This is a genomic window from Pseudoalteromonas sp. Xi13, assembly GCF_003952205.1.
GTDB classification, from domain to species: Bacteria; Pseudomonadota; Gammaproteobacteria; order Enterobacterales; family Alteromonadaceae; genus Pseudoalteromonas; species Pseudoalteromonas atlantica.
Window position 1 is genome coordinate 1,712,669 of the sequence record NZ_CP034439.1, and the last position, 17,784, is coordinate 1,730,452.

Genomic DNA, 17,784 nt, shown 5'->3' on the forward strand with positions numbered 1-17,784 from the left:
AAATTAAGACAGTTGGTACTGCTAACACTTTGTAATAATCGATATAATAACCAAACCAGTGGTTAAATTAGCTAACGTAATTTTAACTTATTGGCTAACTTATACGGAGTTGTATTTTATTTTGAATTGGCAATCTTTAGTTGATAACAGGCAACGCTTTTTTTGGCTATTGCAAATTGCAGGCTGGATTGGTTATGCGCTTGTAAATTATATCGGCTCTAAAGTATTTGAAATGCGTGATATTTACGTGTTCGTTATATTATTAAATGCCTATGCGGGCTGTTTAATGACAGTCCCACTTCGTTATATTTATAGAAAAACCTGGAATGCATCGCCGTGGATATTAATGGTGGTTGTATTTGGTGCCTCGTACATTACAGGTACGTTGTGGGCAATTGTACAAAAATTCAATTTATGGGAAATATACCGCCATGGTTATCGCCCAGAAGATTGGTTTTACTATTTACAGCATGGCTTAGACTCTGTTTACATAATTTTATGTTGGAGTGGCTTATACTTTGGCATAAAGTATTACCAGCTATTACAAAGTGAGCGACAAAAAGCGCTTAAAGCAACTACAATGGCCCATGAAGCGCAATTAAAAATGCTCAGATATCAACTTAACCCGCATTTTTTATTTAATACGCTTAATGCTATTTCTACATTAGTTTTGGTAAAAGAAAACAAAGATGCTAACTTAATGGTGGCAAGGTTAAGCGACTTTTTGCGTTATACACTAAATACCGATCCCATTAAAAAAGTGCCTTTAGAGCAAGAGCTACACGCATTAATGCTGTATTTAGAAATAGAGCGGGTTAGATTTGATGAGCGCTTAAAAGTAAATGTAGATGTAAGCGAGCAAGCAAAAGAGGCACTTGTGCCAAGCTTAATTTTGCAACCGATAATTGAGAACGCAATTAAATACGCCATTGCGCATATGTCACAAGGCGGTGTGATAGACATAAAAGCACAGGTTTTTGCCAACGAGCTACTACTTGAAGTAGGTGATAATGGCCCCGGTACCGAATTAATAGACGGACAACTTGTAAATGCACAAGGGGTAGGGGTGGCAAATACCAAAGACAGATTAAAAACGCTCTATGAAAATAATTATTCGTTTGTATTATCACATAATACGCCAAGTGGATTGAAAGTTAATCTGCGAGTACCGTTTGAGAAGGCTGTGAAGAAATGACTAAAATTAAAACCATCATTGTTGATGATGAACCATTAGCAAGAAAGGGCTTAGCAGTAAGACTTGAAGAATATACTGATATAGAAGTAGTTAAACTGTGTAGTTCAGGCTCTGATGCAATAGAAGCATGTAAAGAGCACCCAATAGACTTAGTTTTTTTAGATATACAAATGCCAGGAATGAATGGCTTTGAAGTTGCCCGTGCCTTAAGCGAAAGCACTAAAGCGTTACCCGCGATTGTGTTTGTTACTGCATTTGATCAATTTGCAGTAAAGGCATTTGAAATACATGCTTTGGATTACATTTTAAAACCCGTTGACGATAACAGACTAAAACAGGCGGTAGAAAAAGTGCATAGTTACTTAAAAACACAGCAAGACAACGCCCATAAGAAAAAACTAGCGAGTTTTGTTGCCGGTATTACAGGTAATAACTGTGAAGAAATACTTAAAAAATTAGCCACAGGCGATACCTTAACCGACAAACGTTACCCAGAATCACTGGCGGTAAAAGAGCAGGGTGAAATTATTCGTGTCCCGGTTGCGACAATTCAGTGGGTTGATGCCGCCGGCGATTATATGTGTTTACATTGCCAAGATGGGCAAACACATATTTTGCGCAAAACAATGAAAGAGCTTGAGCAAGAGCTCGACCCACATTTGTTTGTGCGCGTTCACCGCAGTGCAATTGTAAATACAAAACAAATAAGCAAGCTGGTTACACAAGTAAGCGGTGAGTATTTATTAGTGCTTGAAAACGGACAAGAGCTTAAAGTAAGCCGAAGCTATCGCGATAAAGTAAAAGCAGCGCTAGCCAGCTAGTTTGGTATTTTACAGGCATAAAAAATGCGAGCTTAGCTCGCATTTTTTATATAAGGCAGAAATTACGCTACAGTTACAATTTTCATTGTGTTCGTTGCGCCCACAGTTTCCATAGAGTCACCGTGAGTAATAATTACTGTATCGCCAGAGTGTAATGAACCTTGTGCTACAAGGGTATCAAGTGCGGCTTTAACCATTCCGTCTTTTTCAGTTTTTGTAGAATCAAAAAACACAGGGTAAACACCACGATAAAGCGCTGTTTGGCCTAGCGTGCTTGCATGGCGTGAAAGCGAGTAAATAGGTAAACCAGAGCTGATACGCGACATAAGTTTAGCGGTGCTACCTGACTCAGTTAAGGTAACAATGGCTTTAACCGAATCTAAGTGATTAGCAGCGTACATAGCTGAAAGCGCGATAGATTCTGCATTGTTAGAAAAACGGCTGTCTAAACGGTGCTTAGATACGTGGGTTTCTTTTTGCGATTCTGCACCTAAACAAACACGTGCCATTGTAGCGACCGTTTCTTCAGGGTAATCACCGGCAGCGGTTTCTGCTGAAAGCATAACTGCATCAGTACCATCAAGTACCGCGTTTGCCACATCCATAACTTCTGCGCGTGTTGGCATTGGGTTATCGATCATCGATTCCATCATTTGTGTTGCGGTTACAACAGTACGGTTTAATGAACGAGCGCGACGAATAATGAGTTTTTGTTTACCCATTAGCGCAGCATCACCAATTTCAACACCTAAATCGCCACGAGCAACCATTACAGCGTCTGATGCTAAAACAATGTCATCTACGGCTTCTTGTGTTTCTACGGCTTCTGCACGTTCAATTTTTGCAAGTAGTTGTGCTTTAGAACCTGCAGCTTCTGCTAAAGAGCGTACATAACGCATATCATCGCCACTGCGTGGGAACGATACTGCAATGTAATCAACATCTATTTCAGCGGCAGTGATTAAATCTTCTTTGTCTTTTTCTGTAAACGCAGGGGCTGTTAAACCACCGCCTAAACGGTTAATGCCTTTATTATTTGATAATACACCACCTACCGTAACCGAGCAGTGCACTAAGTGACCTTCTACTTGCTCAACGGTTAGTTGAATAAGGCCATCGTTTAATAGTAATAAATCGCCAGGGCTTACATCTTGTGGTAATTCTTTGTAATCAATACCTACCGCGTTTACGTCGCCTTCACCTTTTTCCATTTTTGCATCTAGGGTGAATTTAGCGCCTACTTCAAGGTTTACTTTACCTTCTTTAAACGTTGAAACACGAATTTTAGGACCTTGAAGGTCTGCAAGGATAGCAACATGTTTACCTAATTTTGTGGCTATCTCGCGTACAGCTTGTGCACGGTCTTTATGATCTTGTGCAACACCATGTGAGAAGTTTAAACGTACTACATTAGCGCCAGCGCGAATAATTTTTTCTAGATTGTTATCTCGATCTGTTGCAGGCCCAAGTGTAGCGACTATTTTTGTGCGTCTTAGCATCAAATTCTCCTGTGTGCTTAGATGTGTAAGCAGGTTGACGGTTATTTTGTGACTTCAAAATACTTATAACTTATGTATAAACATTTTTAGTTATAGGCAAACTAGTTAGTATTGCCACTATTTTATACAAAACGAATATGTCATCATTATGACACCGGTGTCAAAATCCGTCAATGATCTTAAATTCAAAATACGCAGAGTATTTGTAACCGCACAGCCCTTATATTTGATACAATTGCAGTGCTTTTTAATAGCGTAATAAAAAAGCATGCTGTGTTAGCTCAACGTTCGCATTTTATGACGGTATGAGTATAATGCACGCGGTATTATTTAATGAATTACTTAGTTTACTAACCAAATAGTTGTTACCGAGGAGGACACTAAATGCAAGTTGCATTAGTCGGGTTAGGCGTTATGGGCAAAAATATTGCCTTAAACATGATTGAAAAAGGCATAACGTTAGTCGCATATGATAAAAACCCACATGCGGGTGAAGAGTTATTAAGTTGTGCTAAATCGCAAGGCATGGCCGATAGACTTCATATTGTTTCTGATTTAGGAGACATGGTAAGGCGTTTAGAAGCACCTCGCTCTATTTTATTATTAGTGCCTGCAGGCGAACTGGTTGATGCTGTGTGTAATGAGCTTGTTGAAGCTGGCGTACAGTGTAACGATATGATTGTAGATTGTGGTAACAGTAACTACAAAGACGGCATTAATCGTAAACTTAAGTATCAAAACAAATTTGAATTTGCCACCATGGGTATTTCTGGCGGTGCCGAAGGCGCTCGTCATGGTCCTGCAATGATGGCAAGTGGCTCAGAAGGCGGTTGGGAGCGAATCGAACCATGGTTTGAAAAAGTAGCCGCTAGCTACAATGGCGAGTCGTGTTTTGCACGCGTTGGTCAATCGGCCAGTGGCCATTTTGTAAAAATGGTTCACAACGGCATTGAATACGCAATTATGCAGCTTATTGCTGAAGTGTATCAACTACTTCGTATTGGCACAGGTCGCTCACCAAAAGAAGTGGCTGAAATTTTTGATGACTGGTCTACCGGTCACTTAAATAGCTACTTACTTGCTATTTCTAGCCATATTTTATCTCTTGAAAACACCAAGCAAGAGCCGCTTGTTGATTTAATTGATAATAAAGTAGGCGCAAAAGGCACAGGCCTGTGGACTGCGCAAAATGCACTTGAGCTAGGTATTGCTGTTCCTTCACTGGTTGCCGCGGTGCAAGCTCGCCACTTAACCAATGTATGTGACACCACCGCTGCACAAGAAATGACATATGCCGCTAAAGCTACAAACAAGGTTGATATTGACCTTGAAGAGCTAAAAGATGCATTTACATTGGCGAGCTTATTAGCGTATCGCCAAGGTTTAGCGTTAATTAAAGGGGCTTCTCGTACCCATCAGTGGAAAGTAGACTTGTCTAAAACACTGCAAACATGGCGTGCCGGTTGTATTATTCGTGCTGACTACCTAGATAGTGTAGCGCAAGGCGTTGAATACATTGATACGCTTGAAAATGAATCTAATGCGCTACGCAAAGTAACTGGGCAAGCTGTAATGACTGGCTTAGCGTTCCCTGTACTTGCATCAACACAAACGTATTTAGCAACATTAACCACACCAAGTAATGGGCATTTAGTACAAGCTCAGCGTGATTACTTTGGTGAGCATGGTATTAAAACTCACTCAGGTGAAGTGTGCCACTTAACTGACTTAGTGGGTATAGACGCGAAAGTAAGATAATTAACGCGTTTATAAATTAATAAAGGCACGCTATTTAGCGTGCCTTTTGCGTTTTGGTCACTAAAATTAGCGGCTTAATTCACCGCGTAAATTGTCTTGCATTAAATGGCGAATCGTTTCAATTTCTAGGTTTTGGCTAAACAAATAATGCAGCTTTGTTAAACACGCCTCTAGTGTCATATCGTAGCCACTTATTACACCAATATTTAATAACGCGTTACCCGTAGCATAGCCGCCCATATTTACATGGCCTTTTAAACACTGCGTTAAATTAACAATAACCATGCCGCGTTTACTTGCCTCACTTAGCACGTCTAAAAAGTCGGGGTCTTGTGGGGCATTACCTACGCCAAAGCTAAGCAATACCAGTGCTTTTATATTGTCATTCACCAAACTTTTAACCACGTCTTTACTAATGCCCGGGTATAAATAAAGTACACCAATTGGCTGAGGTGTAATGGTGGTTACCTGTAGTTCGTTTTCTACATAAGGGCTTAGCTGACCTTTAATTAGCTGAATATTAATTCCAGATAACGCTAAAGGCTCTAGGTTAGGAGATGCAAAAGCATTAAAACCATCGGCATGTGCTTTAGTGGCTCGGTTACCTCTAAATAATTGGTTATTAAAAAATAAGCTCACTTCAGCAATGGGGTAATTAGCCGCTAAAAACATGGCGTTTAATAAGTTAACTTGGCCGTCAGAGCGTAATTGCGATAAAGGAATTTGTGAGCCAGTAACAATAACGGGTTTAGTTAAGTTTTCGAACATGAACGACAGGGCAGAGGCTGTGTAAGCCATTGTATCGGTGCCATGAAGTACCACAAAACCATCGTAATCGTGGTATTTGCTTTTAATGTCATCAGCTATTAGTTGCCAATGCGCTGGCGACATATCTGATGAATCGATTAATGGGCAGTACTCGTGAATATCAAAAAGGGGCATTTCTTCACGGTTAAATTCTGCGTTATTGACCACTGTTTCTGTTAAAAAACCTTCAGCCGGAATGTAGCCACGGCTCGATTTTTTCATACCTATGGTACCGCCAGTGTATGCGATATAAATGCGTTTACGTTTCATAAAAAAAGCCCAGTAAAAAAACTGGGCTTAGTATAACGTTAAGTTGTTTTAAATACAGCTGCTTGAGTAAATACGTGCACTTTTATTGTGCAACGCTACACTCTAAACAACGTGCGTATACACCCTGCGGATCGTTATAATCTTTCAGATCAGCGACTTCACTACTTAGGCGCTTTATCACCGTATTAATATTAGCTTGAGTGGCTAAAACAGAGGCTGTATTTGTATTTAAGCCAAGCATAGATTTAACGGATGCACTGCCAAAAATATCTTGCAGCATTTTTTCTTGCGGGCTTAGGTCTTGCTTAATTGTTTTCACTTCGTAGTGATTAAGTTTGGCAAGCGCCGCTGCAGCATCAATCGCATCTTGTTTATCACCAAGCTTATCAACTAGGCCAAGCTCTTGTGCTTGTGAAGCAATCCACACACGCCCTTGTGCAATTTTATCAACTTGCTCTGGTGTCATATTGCGCGCATCAGCAACAACATCTATAAAGCGGCTATAAGCTTCTTCAACACTCATTTGAATAACTTGCGCCATTTTTTCATTAAGCGGGCGAGTAATAGAAAATCCAGCCATTTCTGACGTTGCAACACCATCTGAGTACACACCAATTTCAGATAAAGTATCTTCAAAAGTCATAAATGTACCAAACACACCAATAGAGCCGGTGATAGTACTTGGTGCTGCCCAAATTTCGTTAGCTGCTGAGGCAATCCAATAACCGCCAGATGCGGCAACTGAGCTCATCGATGCGATTACAGGTTTGCCTGCGGCTTTAAGTGCTAATACTTCAGCGCGAATAACCTCAGAGGCAAACATGCTGCCGCCACCTGAATCAATACGTAAAACAACCGCTTTTACTTTATCATCAAGGCGTGCTTTGCGAAGTAATGCTGCGGTAGAGTCGCCGCCAATTTCACCTGCTTTGCGCTCACCATCAACAATCGTACCTTTAGCAACAACTACAGCAACTTTTTCTGTAATTGGGTTATCAAATTCGATAGGGGGCTTAACTAAGCTTAAGTATTCACGAAAAGACACTTGCTTAAATGTTTTACCGTCTTCTTGTGCGCCAACTAAATTAATGAGTTGTTGGCGAATTTGCTGAGTTGTTTTAAGCGAGTCGACCCATTGATGGTCAAGTGCATATTTACCTGCATCGCCATTTGCAGCCTTCATTTTAGCAAGGTAAGCATCCATGGTTTCGTCAAAGTTCGATTCATCAAAAGGGCGAACTGCAGCAACATCTTGCTTATATTCGCTCCATAATGCACCAAGCCAAACACGGTTTGCTTCTTTAGCAGCATCAGACATATCGTTACGAATAAACGGCTCTACCGCCGACTTAAACGTACCGACACGGAAAATATGCTGCGTTACTTTAAGTTTTTCTAGTGCTTCTTTAAAGTAAAGTGGATACATTCCATAGCCTTCAATGGCTACCGAACCATAAGGATGCATTGCAATTTCATCGGCATGCGATGCAATATAATATTGCGATTGAGTGTAATAGTAGCCCGATGCAATCACTTTTTTACCCGCTTGCTTAAAGGCATCTAACGATTTAGTAATACGCTTTAGCTTATTTAGGTGGGCTTTCGGCATTTCTTGCAAATCTAGTAAGATAACGCTGATGCGCTCGTCATTAGTGGCTTCATCAATCACTTTGACTACATCATCAAGTAAAATTTCACTAGGTGCTTCTGAATTAGACGTAGCATCATTAATAGCTGCTTCGACAGGGTCTATATATGTTTTTTCTTCCACAATAGGCCCATTAAGATTAAGCCTAAGTACAGAGCCATCTTCTATTATTATTGTATCGTCATCGCTTGATAGCGACATAAAAAATACAACAACCAGTAATAAAAACAAAATGTTGAGTATTAAACGACGAGAAAAGTTTATTCCAGCCCAAATACCTCTAAATACCTTTGCTATCAAAATAGCTCCTTAATTTGGTACAGCTAATACATTAGTTCCATCTTAGCCTAGAATAAAAATAATTTTAACTGCTAAATCGTAACGAAGTGTTTATGAGGTTACATAAATATACGTTTTTAATCGTATTTTTAATTAAATGCAGGCACATATTGCTTATTACTTGCCATTAAAGCAGAATTAGCTACTGTATACAGGTTAGACCAGTTAATGGGGCACAGGATGTTAGAACAACAATTACAATTAAAACACACACAATTACGAAACCGCTTGGTAATGGGCTCAATGCATACAGGCCTTGAAGAGGGCTGGCACAACCGCAAAAGGTTAAGCGCTTTTTACGAGGCGCGTGCTAAAGGCGGCACGGCCATGATCATTACCGGGGGATACAGCCCTAACTTGCGCGGTAAATTAACGCCTATTTCTTCATCATTTAACAGTTATTATGATGTATTTAAACACCGTGCATACACAGGCGCCGTTCATAAACATGGCGGAAAAATATGTTTGCAGCTTTTACATGCTGGTCGGTACGCTTATCATCCGTTTAACCAAGCCCCGAGCGCTATTCAAGCGCCTATAAATCCATACAAACCTAAACAAATGTCGTTAGGCTCGATTAAAAAAACCATTAAAGACTTTGCGCACTCTGCCTATATGGCAGAAAAAGCAGGTTACGATGGTGTTGAAGTAATGGGCTCTGAAGGTTATTTAATTAATGAATTTATGGCGCCACACACCAATAAGCGCGATGACGAATTTGGTGGCAGCCTAGAAAATAGAATGCGATTAGCGCTTGAAATAGTTAAAGCCGTTAGAGCTAAAGTATCTGATACGTTTTTAATTATTTTTAGATTATCTGTTATGGACCTAATCCCGAATGGCTCAACCCCTGATGAAGTCACTATTCAGGCAAAAGCACTTGAGCAGGCCGGTGTTGATATTTTTAATACTGGCATTGGGTGGCATGAAGCACGCGTGCCAACAATCGCCAGTATGGTGCCTCCTGGAGCATTTAAAGAAGCTTCAAAACGATTAAAGTCAGTGGTGAATGTACCTGTTATAGCTGTAAACCGTATCAACACGCCGGATATAGCCAACCAAATCCTTAATGATAATGAAGCCGATTTAATTTCAATGGCGCGCCCTTTATTAGCCGATCCGGAGTTTTTTAACAAATATCAAAATCAGCAAACTAAACAAATAAATATTTGTATTGGCTGTAACCAAGGCTGTTTAGACCACGTATTTAAAAATAAACGTGCAACCTGTTTAGTTAACCCACAAGCCGCCTTTGAACTTGATTACCCGTTAGATAAAGCTTCTAAAGCTAAAAATGTATTAGTTGTTGGCGCGGGCCCTGCTGGGCTTTCGGCAAGTTGTTATTTGGCTGAAAAAGGGCATACAGTAACGCTTATCGATCAAAAAACACAAATGGGTGGCCAATTTAATCTAGCCATGCAAATTCCAGGTAAAGAAGACTTTAATCATACGCTTAGCTACTTTACTGATGAACTTGAAAGGCTCAACGTAAATGTAGAGCTTGGTAAAGCCTACGATGATGCAATGTTACAAAAATACGATGACATCGTATTTGCCACAGGTGTACGCCCGCGTGAAGCTGCAATTGAATGCGCAGACTCTAAGCGTGTATTTGCTTATGATGAAGTTATACGCGGTGAGGTCGAACTGGGCAAATCAATAGCCATTTTAGGTGCCGGCGGTATTGGCTTTGATATGGTTGCTTTTTTAAGTGAGCACAAATCGCAATCTATTCCTGAGTTTAAAAAGCAGTGGGGTATTGAGTGCGAGGCAGAGCCGCACAAAGATGAGCGACAATTATACATGCTAAAACGCAGTGCAGGGCGCTTTGGTAGCGGGCTTGGTAAAACTACAGGCTGGATACATCGTCAAGTCGCTAAGCAACATGGCGTTAAACAAATTGCTGATTGCCAGTACCACAGTTTTGATAAAAACGGCCTTACAGTTACTGTTGCCGGAGAAAAACAAGTACTACCGGTTGATACGGTTATTGCGTGTATAGGGCAGGTTTCTAATAATGAAGTGCTTGAGCAACACCGCGAAAATGCAAAGGTACATGTTATTGGTGGCGCTAAATTAGCAGCAGCAATTGATGCAAAGCGTGCAATTTTTGAAGCGCTTCAAGTGGCCAGAGCCATTTAACAGTGTTAATAAAATGAAATAATTTACAGTGCCCTCAGGTCTTGTGTGTATAGAGTCCATAACTTAAAACACTGACAAAGCAGGCCACACATGAGTAAATTATTTCGTTTGTATAATAAAATCATGGGTAATCTATCGTATGCCGACGGATTACCTGCGTTACTTTTTCGCTTAATTTTAGCCCCCGTAATGATTATTGCGGGCTTTAATAAATTAGCCCTAAGTGGAGAAACCGACGGCTTTTTTAGCTATTTTCTTGCTGATGCAAGCGTTGTACAATGGTTTGGCAATAGTGAATGGGGTTTAGGTTTACCATTTCCAGACTTACTTGCCTTTTTAGCAGGCTGGAGTGAATTTTTAGGCGGGTGGTTTTTACTCTTTGGGCTATTTACCCGCTTAGTAAGCATTCCGCTGATGTTTACAATGGTTGTGGCAGCAACAACTGTGCATTGGCATAATGGTTGGTTTGCTATAGCGCCATCAAACCCTACAACCAGTTCGGCTCAAGTACTTGATTGGTTATCAATTCCTGGGGCTAAAGAAAGCCTTGAAAACTCACTAGAAGTACAAGAACGTATAGGTAAAATTAGGGGCATAGTTGAAGAGCACGGATTTACTGATTACTTATATGAAAAAGGTAAACCTTACATAATAAATAACGGTATTGAATTTTCTGCTATTTATTTTGCCATGTTACTTAGCTTGTTTTTTGTAGGTGGCGGTCGCTTTGTTAGTGTTGATTATTGGCTCAGGCGTGCAGTAGTAAAAGAGTAGCAAACAAATTGGTTTAAAAAGGGCGTATAAATATTTTTTATACGCCCTTTTTGTTTGTAACGTGTGTTAAACGCATCGCGCCTCTCTCGGATTTATACAGTGGTATATGAATATTGTTTACGCAGTAATGGCGCTGTAATACGAGAGAATAAGTAGGGTTTTAATAAAATTGATAATTAAGCAGAGTTTATTTTTTAAAGGCATAAATGGTACTCTAACGTTTTGAATTATGAGAGTACGCTATGGATGCTATTGAGCTTTTACTAACCCGCCAATCTGACGCTAAATTAACCGCCCCAGGGCCAAATTCAGAGCAGCTCGATATAATAAAGCAAGCCGCGTTACGGGTGCCTGATCACGGATGTATTGCGCCTTGGCAGTTTATTGTCGTTCAAGGTGATGCTCGCCATAAATTAGGTGAGATATACCATCAAAGCGCCGTTGCTGAGCAGCAAGAAGAAAAAGTGATTAAACGCGCAAAAGAGCTTGTGCTGCGCGCACCGATGATCATTATTGCTATTGCTAAGTATCAAGCCCATCCAAAAGTGCCGCGTATTGAGCAAGTACAAAGCGCCGGTTGCAGTGTACTTGCCATGCAACAAGCCGCATTTGCACAAGGTTTAGGTGGTGTATGGCGTACAGGGTATTTTGCACAAAGCACAGCAGTCAAAAATGCCCTTAATTTAGACGAACAAGATGAAATCGTTGGGTATTTATATTTAGGCACCCCAGAGATTGAGTGCAAAAAGGCAGCTAAGCACAAACCAGATGATTACTTCACTTATTTATAATAAATAATGAACTATTGCAGTTTTGCGCAGTCATATAGCATTAAGGTTGCTGCTGTTAGGCTCGTCCTTTTTTGATTTAGCTGTGAGAAGCGCACGGAAGCAATATAGGTTAACTTTTTCTTCTTCAGTTTGTTTTTTAATCGGTTGTTTTTTGTTAAAGTATGGAAAGTCTTAATAAAAATAACGATAAAGAAGACGAAAACGATGGGAAATTTATTTTTACAAGAAAAAGAGAATTGGCTGGCATGGTCAATTTGGGGAATAGTGGGTGCTTTTATTACACTTTATGTGGCAATGAGCACGAATACTGCACATTTTATAGCTGGCTCTGCTATGGGAATGCTTGTTTTATTAACCTGGTGGATGCAGCAGTCTAAAAGGTTTGATTTTGGTCGGGCCTTTAAAATTTGTTTTTATGTGTTATTGCTTAGTGTATTACCTGCATTTTTATTTGTGGTAGTACCAAGTGATGATTTAAACCGTTTTGATTTAATCTTTCAAAGCGTTACATTTTTAGCACTTAGTTTATTACTATGCTTAATTTGTTCGTGGATTGCACGCAGGCCAAAGCAATATTATTAATAGGGCAATGAGCAATGTAGGTTTTTAGCTATTTGTGGTGGTTTTTTGAACCAAATGCTGTTTTTAGCTAATTATTTACATTTAGGTCTTTACAAGTTGCTCAATACCCCCTATTATTCGCGCCGTACGGAGAGATGGCAGAGTGGTCGAATGCACCGGTCTTGAAAACCGGCATAGGTTTGTAGCCTATCTAGGGTTCAAATCCCTATCTCTCCACCATTATTTAAAAAAACCGCCTTATGGGCGGTTTTTTGCTTTGTGGAGTTTAATAAATGTCAAAAGAAGCAAACCTTACAACATCGCAACGCTTAGTAAAGCATGTACTACTGTGGATTGTATTTGGCTACTGTTATCAAAGCGCGATTAATTTATTAATAAAAATGGCAGCAGATGCACAACCAGACGCAACGCTTATCACCGCCTTTGTGTATGGTATTGGCTTCAACGTATTAACTGCGCATCTTATTACTAAATACGATACGCATTGGCCTGTTATTGGCGCAGCTTTTATTGCTTTAGTTGGTTTAGTATTAGTGCCATTGGTGCTGTTTGGCAGTGGCGGTTTACTAGCGTGGCCATTGCTTGTTGGATTTTTATTCAGTTTACCCCTTTGTAGCTACATAGTTGGCAAAATTAAGGTAAAACACAGTAAAAACTAGCCCCAAACCGGTTTTATTTTATGTTAGCATGTACGCGTCTTTTAACTAACAAAACGTGAAAAACACATTATGTCAGATAATTTTACTACAGATGCTGAAAAAGCAAGTTACGGTATTGGCTTACAAATGGGTGAGCAACTTAAGTCTAACCCTTTTGAAGGCTTAAACCTAAATTCAGTATTTGAAGGCATGAAAGATGCGTACGCTGGTAGCGCTTTTCAAGTTGAGATCCCTGAGATCCAAGCTGCATTTGAAAAAATTAACGAAGAGATCCAAGCGCGTCGTGAAGAAGAAGCAAAAGTACTTTCTGCTGAAGGTATTGCATTCTTAGAAGAAAACGCTAAGCGTCCTGAAATCACTGTTACCGAGTCTGGTTTACAATACGAAGTACTAGCAACAGGCGAAGGCGAAAAGCCAACTGCTGAGTCTACAGTACGTGTTGATTACCACGGTACATTAATTAACGGTACAGTATTTGATAGCTCTTACGAGCGCGGTCAACCAGCTGAATTCCCAGTAGGTGGCGTGATCAAAGGTTGGACTGAAGCTTTACAAATGATGCCAGTAGGCACTAAATGGCGTATTTACGTTCCTCATGAGCTTGCTTATGGTGAACGTGGCGCAGGTGCTGCAATTGCACCTTTCTCAACGCTTGTATTTGACGTTGAGCTACACGAAATCCTTTCTTGATTTAGTTATTAAGTCAGTATTTAAAAAGCCGTGGTCTTGACCGCGGCTTTTTTGTGTCTTGTGGTTTTATACCAAGCTTTAAAAACGTTAATAATGTAGGCCAATCCGCATAATTAAGTGAGTTATTTTGGGGGAAAGATAAACTTGCTACCTGCGCTACAAACGCTATTACAACAAGTAAATAACCTAGTTAATTAAATGAGTAGGCATAAAAAAACCGCATATAAAATGCGGCTTTAAAAGTAACTAAATAAATGCCAAAGCGTTATTAAAAATAACCTCTAATACCAAAGCGGAAGTTTCTACCAGGTAGTGGGGCTTTATCTTTTATAAACGAGCTGTGAACAAAGCCAAGTTCGTCTGTAATGTTATCTACATTTAAGTATAACTGCGTATCTATAGCGCCTAAACTTAACTGATAATTAGCTTGAGCATCAACAATTGTGTAGCCATCGGTTTTAGTTTCATAGGCGCTAATATTATCTTGCTCAAAGTAGTGCGTACCTGTGAGTGTTAGTTGTAAATCGCCTACATTGTATTGTAATTCAGATCCTAATTTATTTGCTGGTATGCGCGGCAAGTTACCTTCGTCGTCTTTTAGCTTAGCGCGTGTTGAATCACCAAATACTTTAACCATGGCACTAGGGTCAATTTGATAGTGTACATCAAATTCTACACCGTAGAGTTCAGCATCTTTGCTGGCAAATTGATATACGGCAACCGCATCATCATGAGCGCCAATTGCAGACTCTAAACCATCTCCTTCGTCGTAAACTAATCCAGTGTTTTGTTGATAATAAAAGTTTTTAATATCGTTATAGAAAAAGTTAACTGTGTAACCAAAGTCACCGCTAAAACGTCTAAAGCTAAAATCTAAATTGGTCGATTTTTCTTGTTTAATGTCTTCTGGCTCAAAGTGAATCTCGTTATCTTCAATATGATAGCCAAGGCCTAACTCGTAAGTACCTGTAGCAATGTGTAATCCGTTTGATAAAAGCTCAGCAGAAAGGGGCGCACGCTCAGAGTGAGATAAGCTAAGTGCTACGCTTTGCCCTGGTGTGTATTGCCAAATAGCACCGGCAGAGGCGCTTACATTAGTAAAGCTTTCGCTGTATGCAATGCTTTCTTCTTCGCCTTCGTCATGATCTTCTTCTTCATCGTGATCATGTGCGTGCTCGCTTTCGGTAATTGTGCTTGTTATTTCGTAATCTTCAATACGCGCACCAAGCTCTAGTGTAACATCACCAAATTCACGTTCTTCAAGTAGGTATAACGCATGTGTAGTGGTTACACTTGCAGGGGTAAATGCTTCTTCGCCAATTGCGTCGTAGTCCGATTCGCTATAATGATAGCCCATCATACCGTGCCACTGCGCTAACTTGTGCTCTACATTTAAGCGTGCTTCAGTTGTTTCGTTTTTAAAGGTGGTGCCAATTTCACCGTCTTCAATTTCACTGTGTTTGTAATCAGTGTAGCCAACACGAAGGTTAATATTTTCAATCCAGTTCTTATCAAGCGCATAGCTTATAAGACCTTGCCAACGATCTTGCTCTAGATGTGCATAAACAGACTCTTCTTCCTCTTCATCTGCGTGCTCATCGTGTTCTTCTTCGGTTTCACCTTCATGGTCATGATCATGATGCTCATGTCCAGGAATACCGTAATCGGTTTCAATGCTACCGTAAGAAAAGCCAACCGTTAAATGATCGCCCACATAACTCGTACCCACATTAAATGTGTCGCTATCAATAAAAGTGTTTTCTACAGAGTTATGAGTTTCAACATCACCATCTTCATCTGTAATGTTAAATGTAGGCGTTTCATAGTCATCACCGCTGCGTTTAGTCCCATCAAAATGAAAGTTAAATCCGTCATTTCCTGTTTCTAGTTTTGCAGCCACGGTATTTGAGTTAGAAACCGTGTCATGGCTGTATTCAGCAGCACCGGTTAAATCATCTAAATTGCTCGTTGGAATACGGTTATCAACCACATTTACCACACCACCAATTGCACCTGAGCCATAAAGTAGGGTGCTTGGACCGCGCAATACTTCAATTTGTTCAGCTGCTAAGCTGTCACTTGATGTTGCATGGTCAGGGCCAATGCGTGATGCATCGCTGGCATCTAAACCGTTTTGGGTAATTTTAACGCGAGGGCCATCTAAACCACGGATAATAGGGCTTGATGACACCGGACCAAAGTAACTGGCATTAACACCTGGTAAGCCCTTTAGTGTTTCGCCAAGAGTCGCTTTTGATTTGTTTTTAAGCTCATCACCTGATAAAACGCTCACCGGCGAAATCATTTCTAAGCTATTTTTATGCAGTGCAGAGGCATATACAACAACGGTTTCTACCGAGGTAGGTGTAAGCGAAACCGTTACATTGTTTGAGTTTTCATTTACCGCAATACGCGAGTCTATAAAGTTGTCTTTACTTACATGCAATTGACTTTGAGAGTCTACATCAATAGAAAACTCGCCCTGTGCGTTGGTTCTTACACCTTGGTCTTTACCATGTACGTGTACAGCTGCGTTTTCAATAGGTTGGTTTTTATCGTCTGTTATTTTACCGGTAACGGTAGCAGCAAGTGCTGAATGAGAACATAAAACAGAAAAAACTGCAGAGGAAATTAATGTTAACTTTGTCATTGTCTTAAAGGTTCGCGGTTACTATGTTGTGATATAATATAACACCGCGTTTTTGACTTATCAACAATGTTATACTATAGCTTAATGTTTTTCGATGAATAAACACGCAAATAAGATAAGCTGATTAATAGCGGCTATCAAGCATAATTATATTAAGCTTATGTTGTGCTCTAGTTTGGTTTTTTACATCGATAGGTTCTATCATTTCGCATTCATCACGTATCATTTCTGACACTAGGCTTGGATAATGGCGGCAATCTTCTGGCCTATCTAGGTAAATGCTACAGGTATACATTGTTTTATGGGAGGGCTCTTTTTTGGGCGCTATTTCTAAAAAGGGGCAAGTGGAGAGTCGCATTTGCGTTTTTGGATCAAACCAAATTTCATCATCTTTAACATATTGATAAATCTCTGGGTTAAACAGTGCCCACATTTCAATTTCTTGTACGGTTGCACTTAAATCGCCCCCACCGTATTTAATACAGCATTTACCGCATTGGTTGCACTCTTTCATTTTTAGCCAGTATATTAGGTGTCCATTAGTTTCTCAGTGTATCACTGTAACTAACGTGGATTACTTTTTTATATATAATTTTAAAACCACACTTTTAATTCCAACCCGCTATCTATTAATAATGTATTATTACACCTAAATAATTAGCCGTTCTAATAAGATTAGGGCGCCTCTAAATAGTTAGTTTAGTGACCAGTTAAGGATAGTTCCTGATGATGAACACCAAAGTATATAAAGCAGTACATGATTTAGCAGAGCAACTGATGGAAGCTGCAAATAGAAACGACCGTAAAAGGTTTGAATTATTATTTTCTAGGCTCAAAGCTATTTGTGAAGAAAACGAGAATACTTCAAAAGATCACCCTGTACAGTGGGAAACCTTAGCTGACTTTACCGAAGAACTTGAAGAGGCAATTACCACATACGAAAAAGCGCTACAAAAGTCGGTTGCAATCAATAATAAAGATCATATGTCGTCGGTTGCTTATTCAATGGCAACTCTACAAATAGAGCTTGGACAAAAAAACGAAGCGATTAAAAGCCTAAAAAATGCCAAGGTAAGCGCTAATAAAATTGAAGATAAAGCGCTTAAAGCCGAAATTCATGATTTACTTGAGTCACTGACTGAAGAAGAAGGTTAATTAA

15 protein-coding genes and 1 tRNA gene are annotated in these 17,784 nt (G+C 39.9%); 11 read left to right on the plus strand and 5 right to left on the minus strand.

From position 1 onward, the window contains the following. Window positions 1-121: 121 nt before the first annotated feature. Window positions 122-1,195, plus strand: a complete 1,074-nt coding sequence (locus EJ103_RS07720; protein WP_024034075.1) for a histidine kinase — start codon at window positions 122-124, stop codon at window positions 1,193-1,195. Next, the gene (locus EJ103_RS07725) at window positions 1,192-2,016 is read left to right on the plus strand and encodes a LytTR family DNA-binding domain-containing protein (protein WP_004587846.1); all 825 of its coding nucleotides are present in this window, start codon (window positions 1,192-1,194) and stop codon (window positions 2,014-2,016) included. The genes EJ103_RS07720 and EJ103_RS07725 overlap by 4 nt, the downstream gene beginning before the upstream one ends. A 62-nt stretch (window positions 2,017-2,078) precedes the next feature. Here the strand turns inward: EJ103_RS07725 and pyk are convergent, their stop codons facing one another. Then, window positions 2,079-3,515 (minus strand): pyruvate kinase, encoded by a 1,437-nt coding sequence (pyk, locus tag EJ103_RS07730; protein ID WP_004587847.1) that lies wholly within the window; start codon window positions 3,513-3,515, stop codon window positions 2,079-2,081. Between the two features lie 384 nt (window positions 3,516-3,899). On the opposite strand from pyk, the gene gndA reads away from it, so the two are divergent. After that, the gene (gndA, locus tag EJ103_RS07735) at window positions 3,900-5,273 is read left to right on the plus strand and encodes an NADP-dependent phosphogluconate dehydrogenase (protein WP_024034078.1); all 1,374 of its coding nucleotides are present in this window, start codon (window positions 3,900-3,902) and stop codon (window positions 5,271-5,273) included. A 66-nt stretch (window positions 5,274-5,339) separates the two neighbouring features. Here gndA and ansA read toward each other — a convergent pair whose 3' ends face one another. Next, a complete protein-coding gene (ansA, locus tag EJ103_RS07740; RefSeq protein ID WP_024034079.1) occupies window positions 5,340-6,350 on the minus strand; it encodes an asparaginase in 1,011 nt (336 codons plus the stop codon). Between the two features lie 82 nt (window positions 6,351-6,432). Further along, entirely contained in the window at window positions 6,433-8,298 is a 1,866-nt protein-coding gene (gene sppA / locus EJ103_RS07745) for a signal peptide peptidase SppA (RefSeq protein WP_126006920.1), read from the minus strand. 219 nt (window positions 8,299-8,517) lie between these two features. Between sppA and EJ103_RS07750 the strand changes: the two genes are divergently transcribed. The 7 genes from EJ103_RS07750 (at window position 8,518) to EJ103_RS07780 (ending at window position 13,975) form a co-directional block, all read left to right on the plus strand. After that, on the plus strand, window positions 8,518-10,479 hold the full coding sequence (locus EJ103_RS07750; RefSeq protein ID WP_126006922.1) for an NADPH-dependent 2,4-dienoyl-CoA reductase: 1,962 nt from the start codon (window positions 8,518-8,520) through the stop codon (window positions 10,477-10,479). A 90-nt stretch (window positions 10,480-10,569) separates the two neighbouring features. Then, window positions 10,570-11,253, plus strand: a complete 684-nt coding sequence (locus EJ103_RS07755; protein ID WP_126006924.1) for a DoxX family protein — start codon at window positions 10,570-10,572, stop codon at window positions 11,251-11,253. Window positions 11,254-11,495: 242 nt separating this feature from the next. Then, on the plus strand, window positions 11,496-12,044 hold the full coding sequence (locus EJ103_RS07760) for an NAD(P)H nitroreductase (protein ID WP_004587853.1): 549 nt from the start codon (window positions 11,496-11,498) through the stop codon (window positions 12,042-12,044). A 204-nt stretch (window positions 12,045-12,248) separates the two neighbouring features. Further along, window positions 12,249-12,626 carry a hypothetical protein gene (locus tag EJ103_RS07765; RefSeq protein WP_024034084.1) on the plus strand — a complete coding sequence of 126 codons (378 nt, stop codon included), beginning with the start codon at window positions 12,249-12,251 and terminating at the stop codon, window positions 12,624-12,626. Window positions 12,627-12,754: 128 nt separating this feature from the next. Further along, a tRNA-Ser gene (locus EJ103_RS07770) sits at window positions 12,755-12,845 on the plus strand. Window positions 12,846-12,898: 53 nt separating this feature from the next. Further along, the gene (locus EJ103_RS07775) at window positions 12,899-13,285 is read left to right on the plus strand and encodes a hypothetical protein (protein ID WP_029772511.1); all 387 of its coding nucleotides are present in this window, start codon (window positions 12,899-12,901) and stop codon (window positions 13,283-13,285) included. Window positions 13,286-13,354: 69 nt separating this feature from the next. After that, window positions 13,355-13,975, plus strand: coding sequence for an FKBP-type peptidyl-prolyl cis-trans isomerase (locus EJ103_RS07780; protein WP_004587856.1), 621 nt, complete (start codon window positions 13,355-13,357; stop codon window positions 13,973-13,975). 268 nt (window positions 13,976-14,243) lie between these two features. Here EJ103_RS07780 and EJ103_RS07785 read toward each other — a convergent pair whose 3' ends face one another. Together EJ103_RS07785 and EJ103_RS07790 are read right to left on the minus strand one after the other, a co-directional pair. After that, entirely contained in the window at window positions 14,244-16,625 is a 2,382-nt protein-coding gene (locus tag EJ103_RS07785; RefSeq protein ID WP_126006926.1) for a TonB-dependent receptor, read from the minus strand. A gap of 124 nt (window positions 16,626-16,749) precedes the next feature. Next, window positions 16,750-17,139 (minus strand): YkgJ family cysteine cluster protein, encoded by a 390-nt coding sequence (locus EJ103_RS07790; RefSeq protein ID WP_126006928.1) that lies wholly within the window; start codon window positions 17,137-17,139, stop codon window positions 16,750-16,752. A gap of 212 nt (window positions 17,140-17,351) precedes the next feature. Here EJ103_RS07790 and EJ103_RS07795 point away from each other — a divergent pair, with 212 nt between their 5' ends. After that, entirely contained in the window at window positions 17,352-17,780 is a 429-nt protein-coding gene (locus tag EJ103_RS07795; RefSeq protein ID WP_024034088.1) for a hypothetical protein, read from the plus strand. Window positions 17,781-17,784 lie beyond the last annotated feature (4 nt).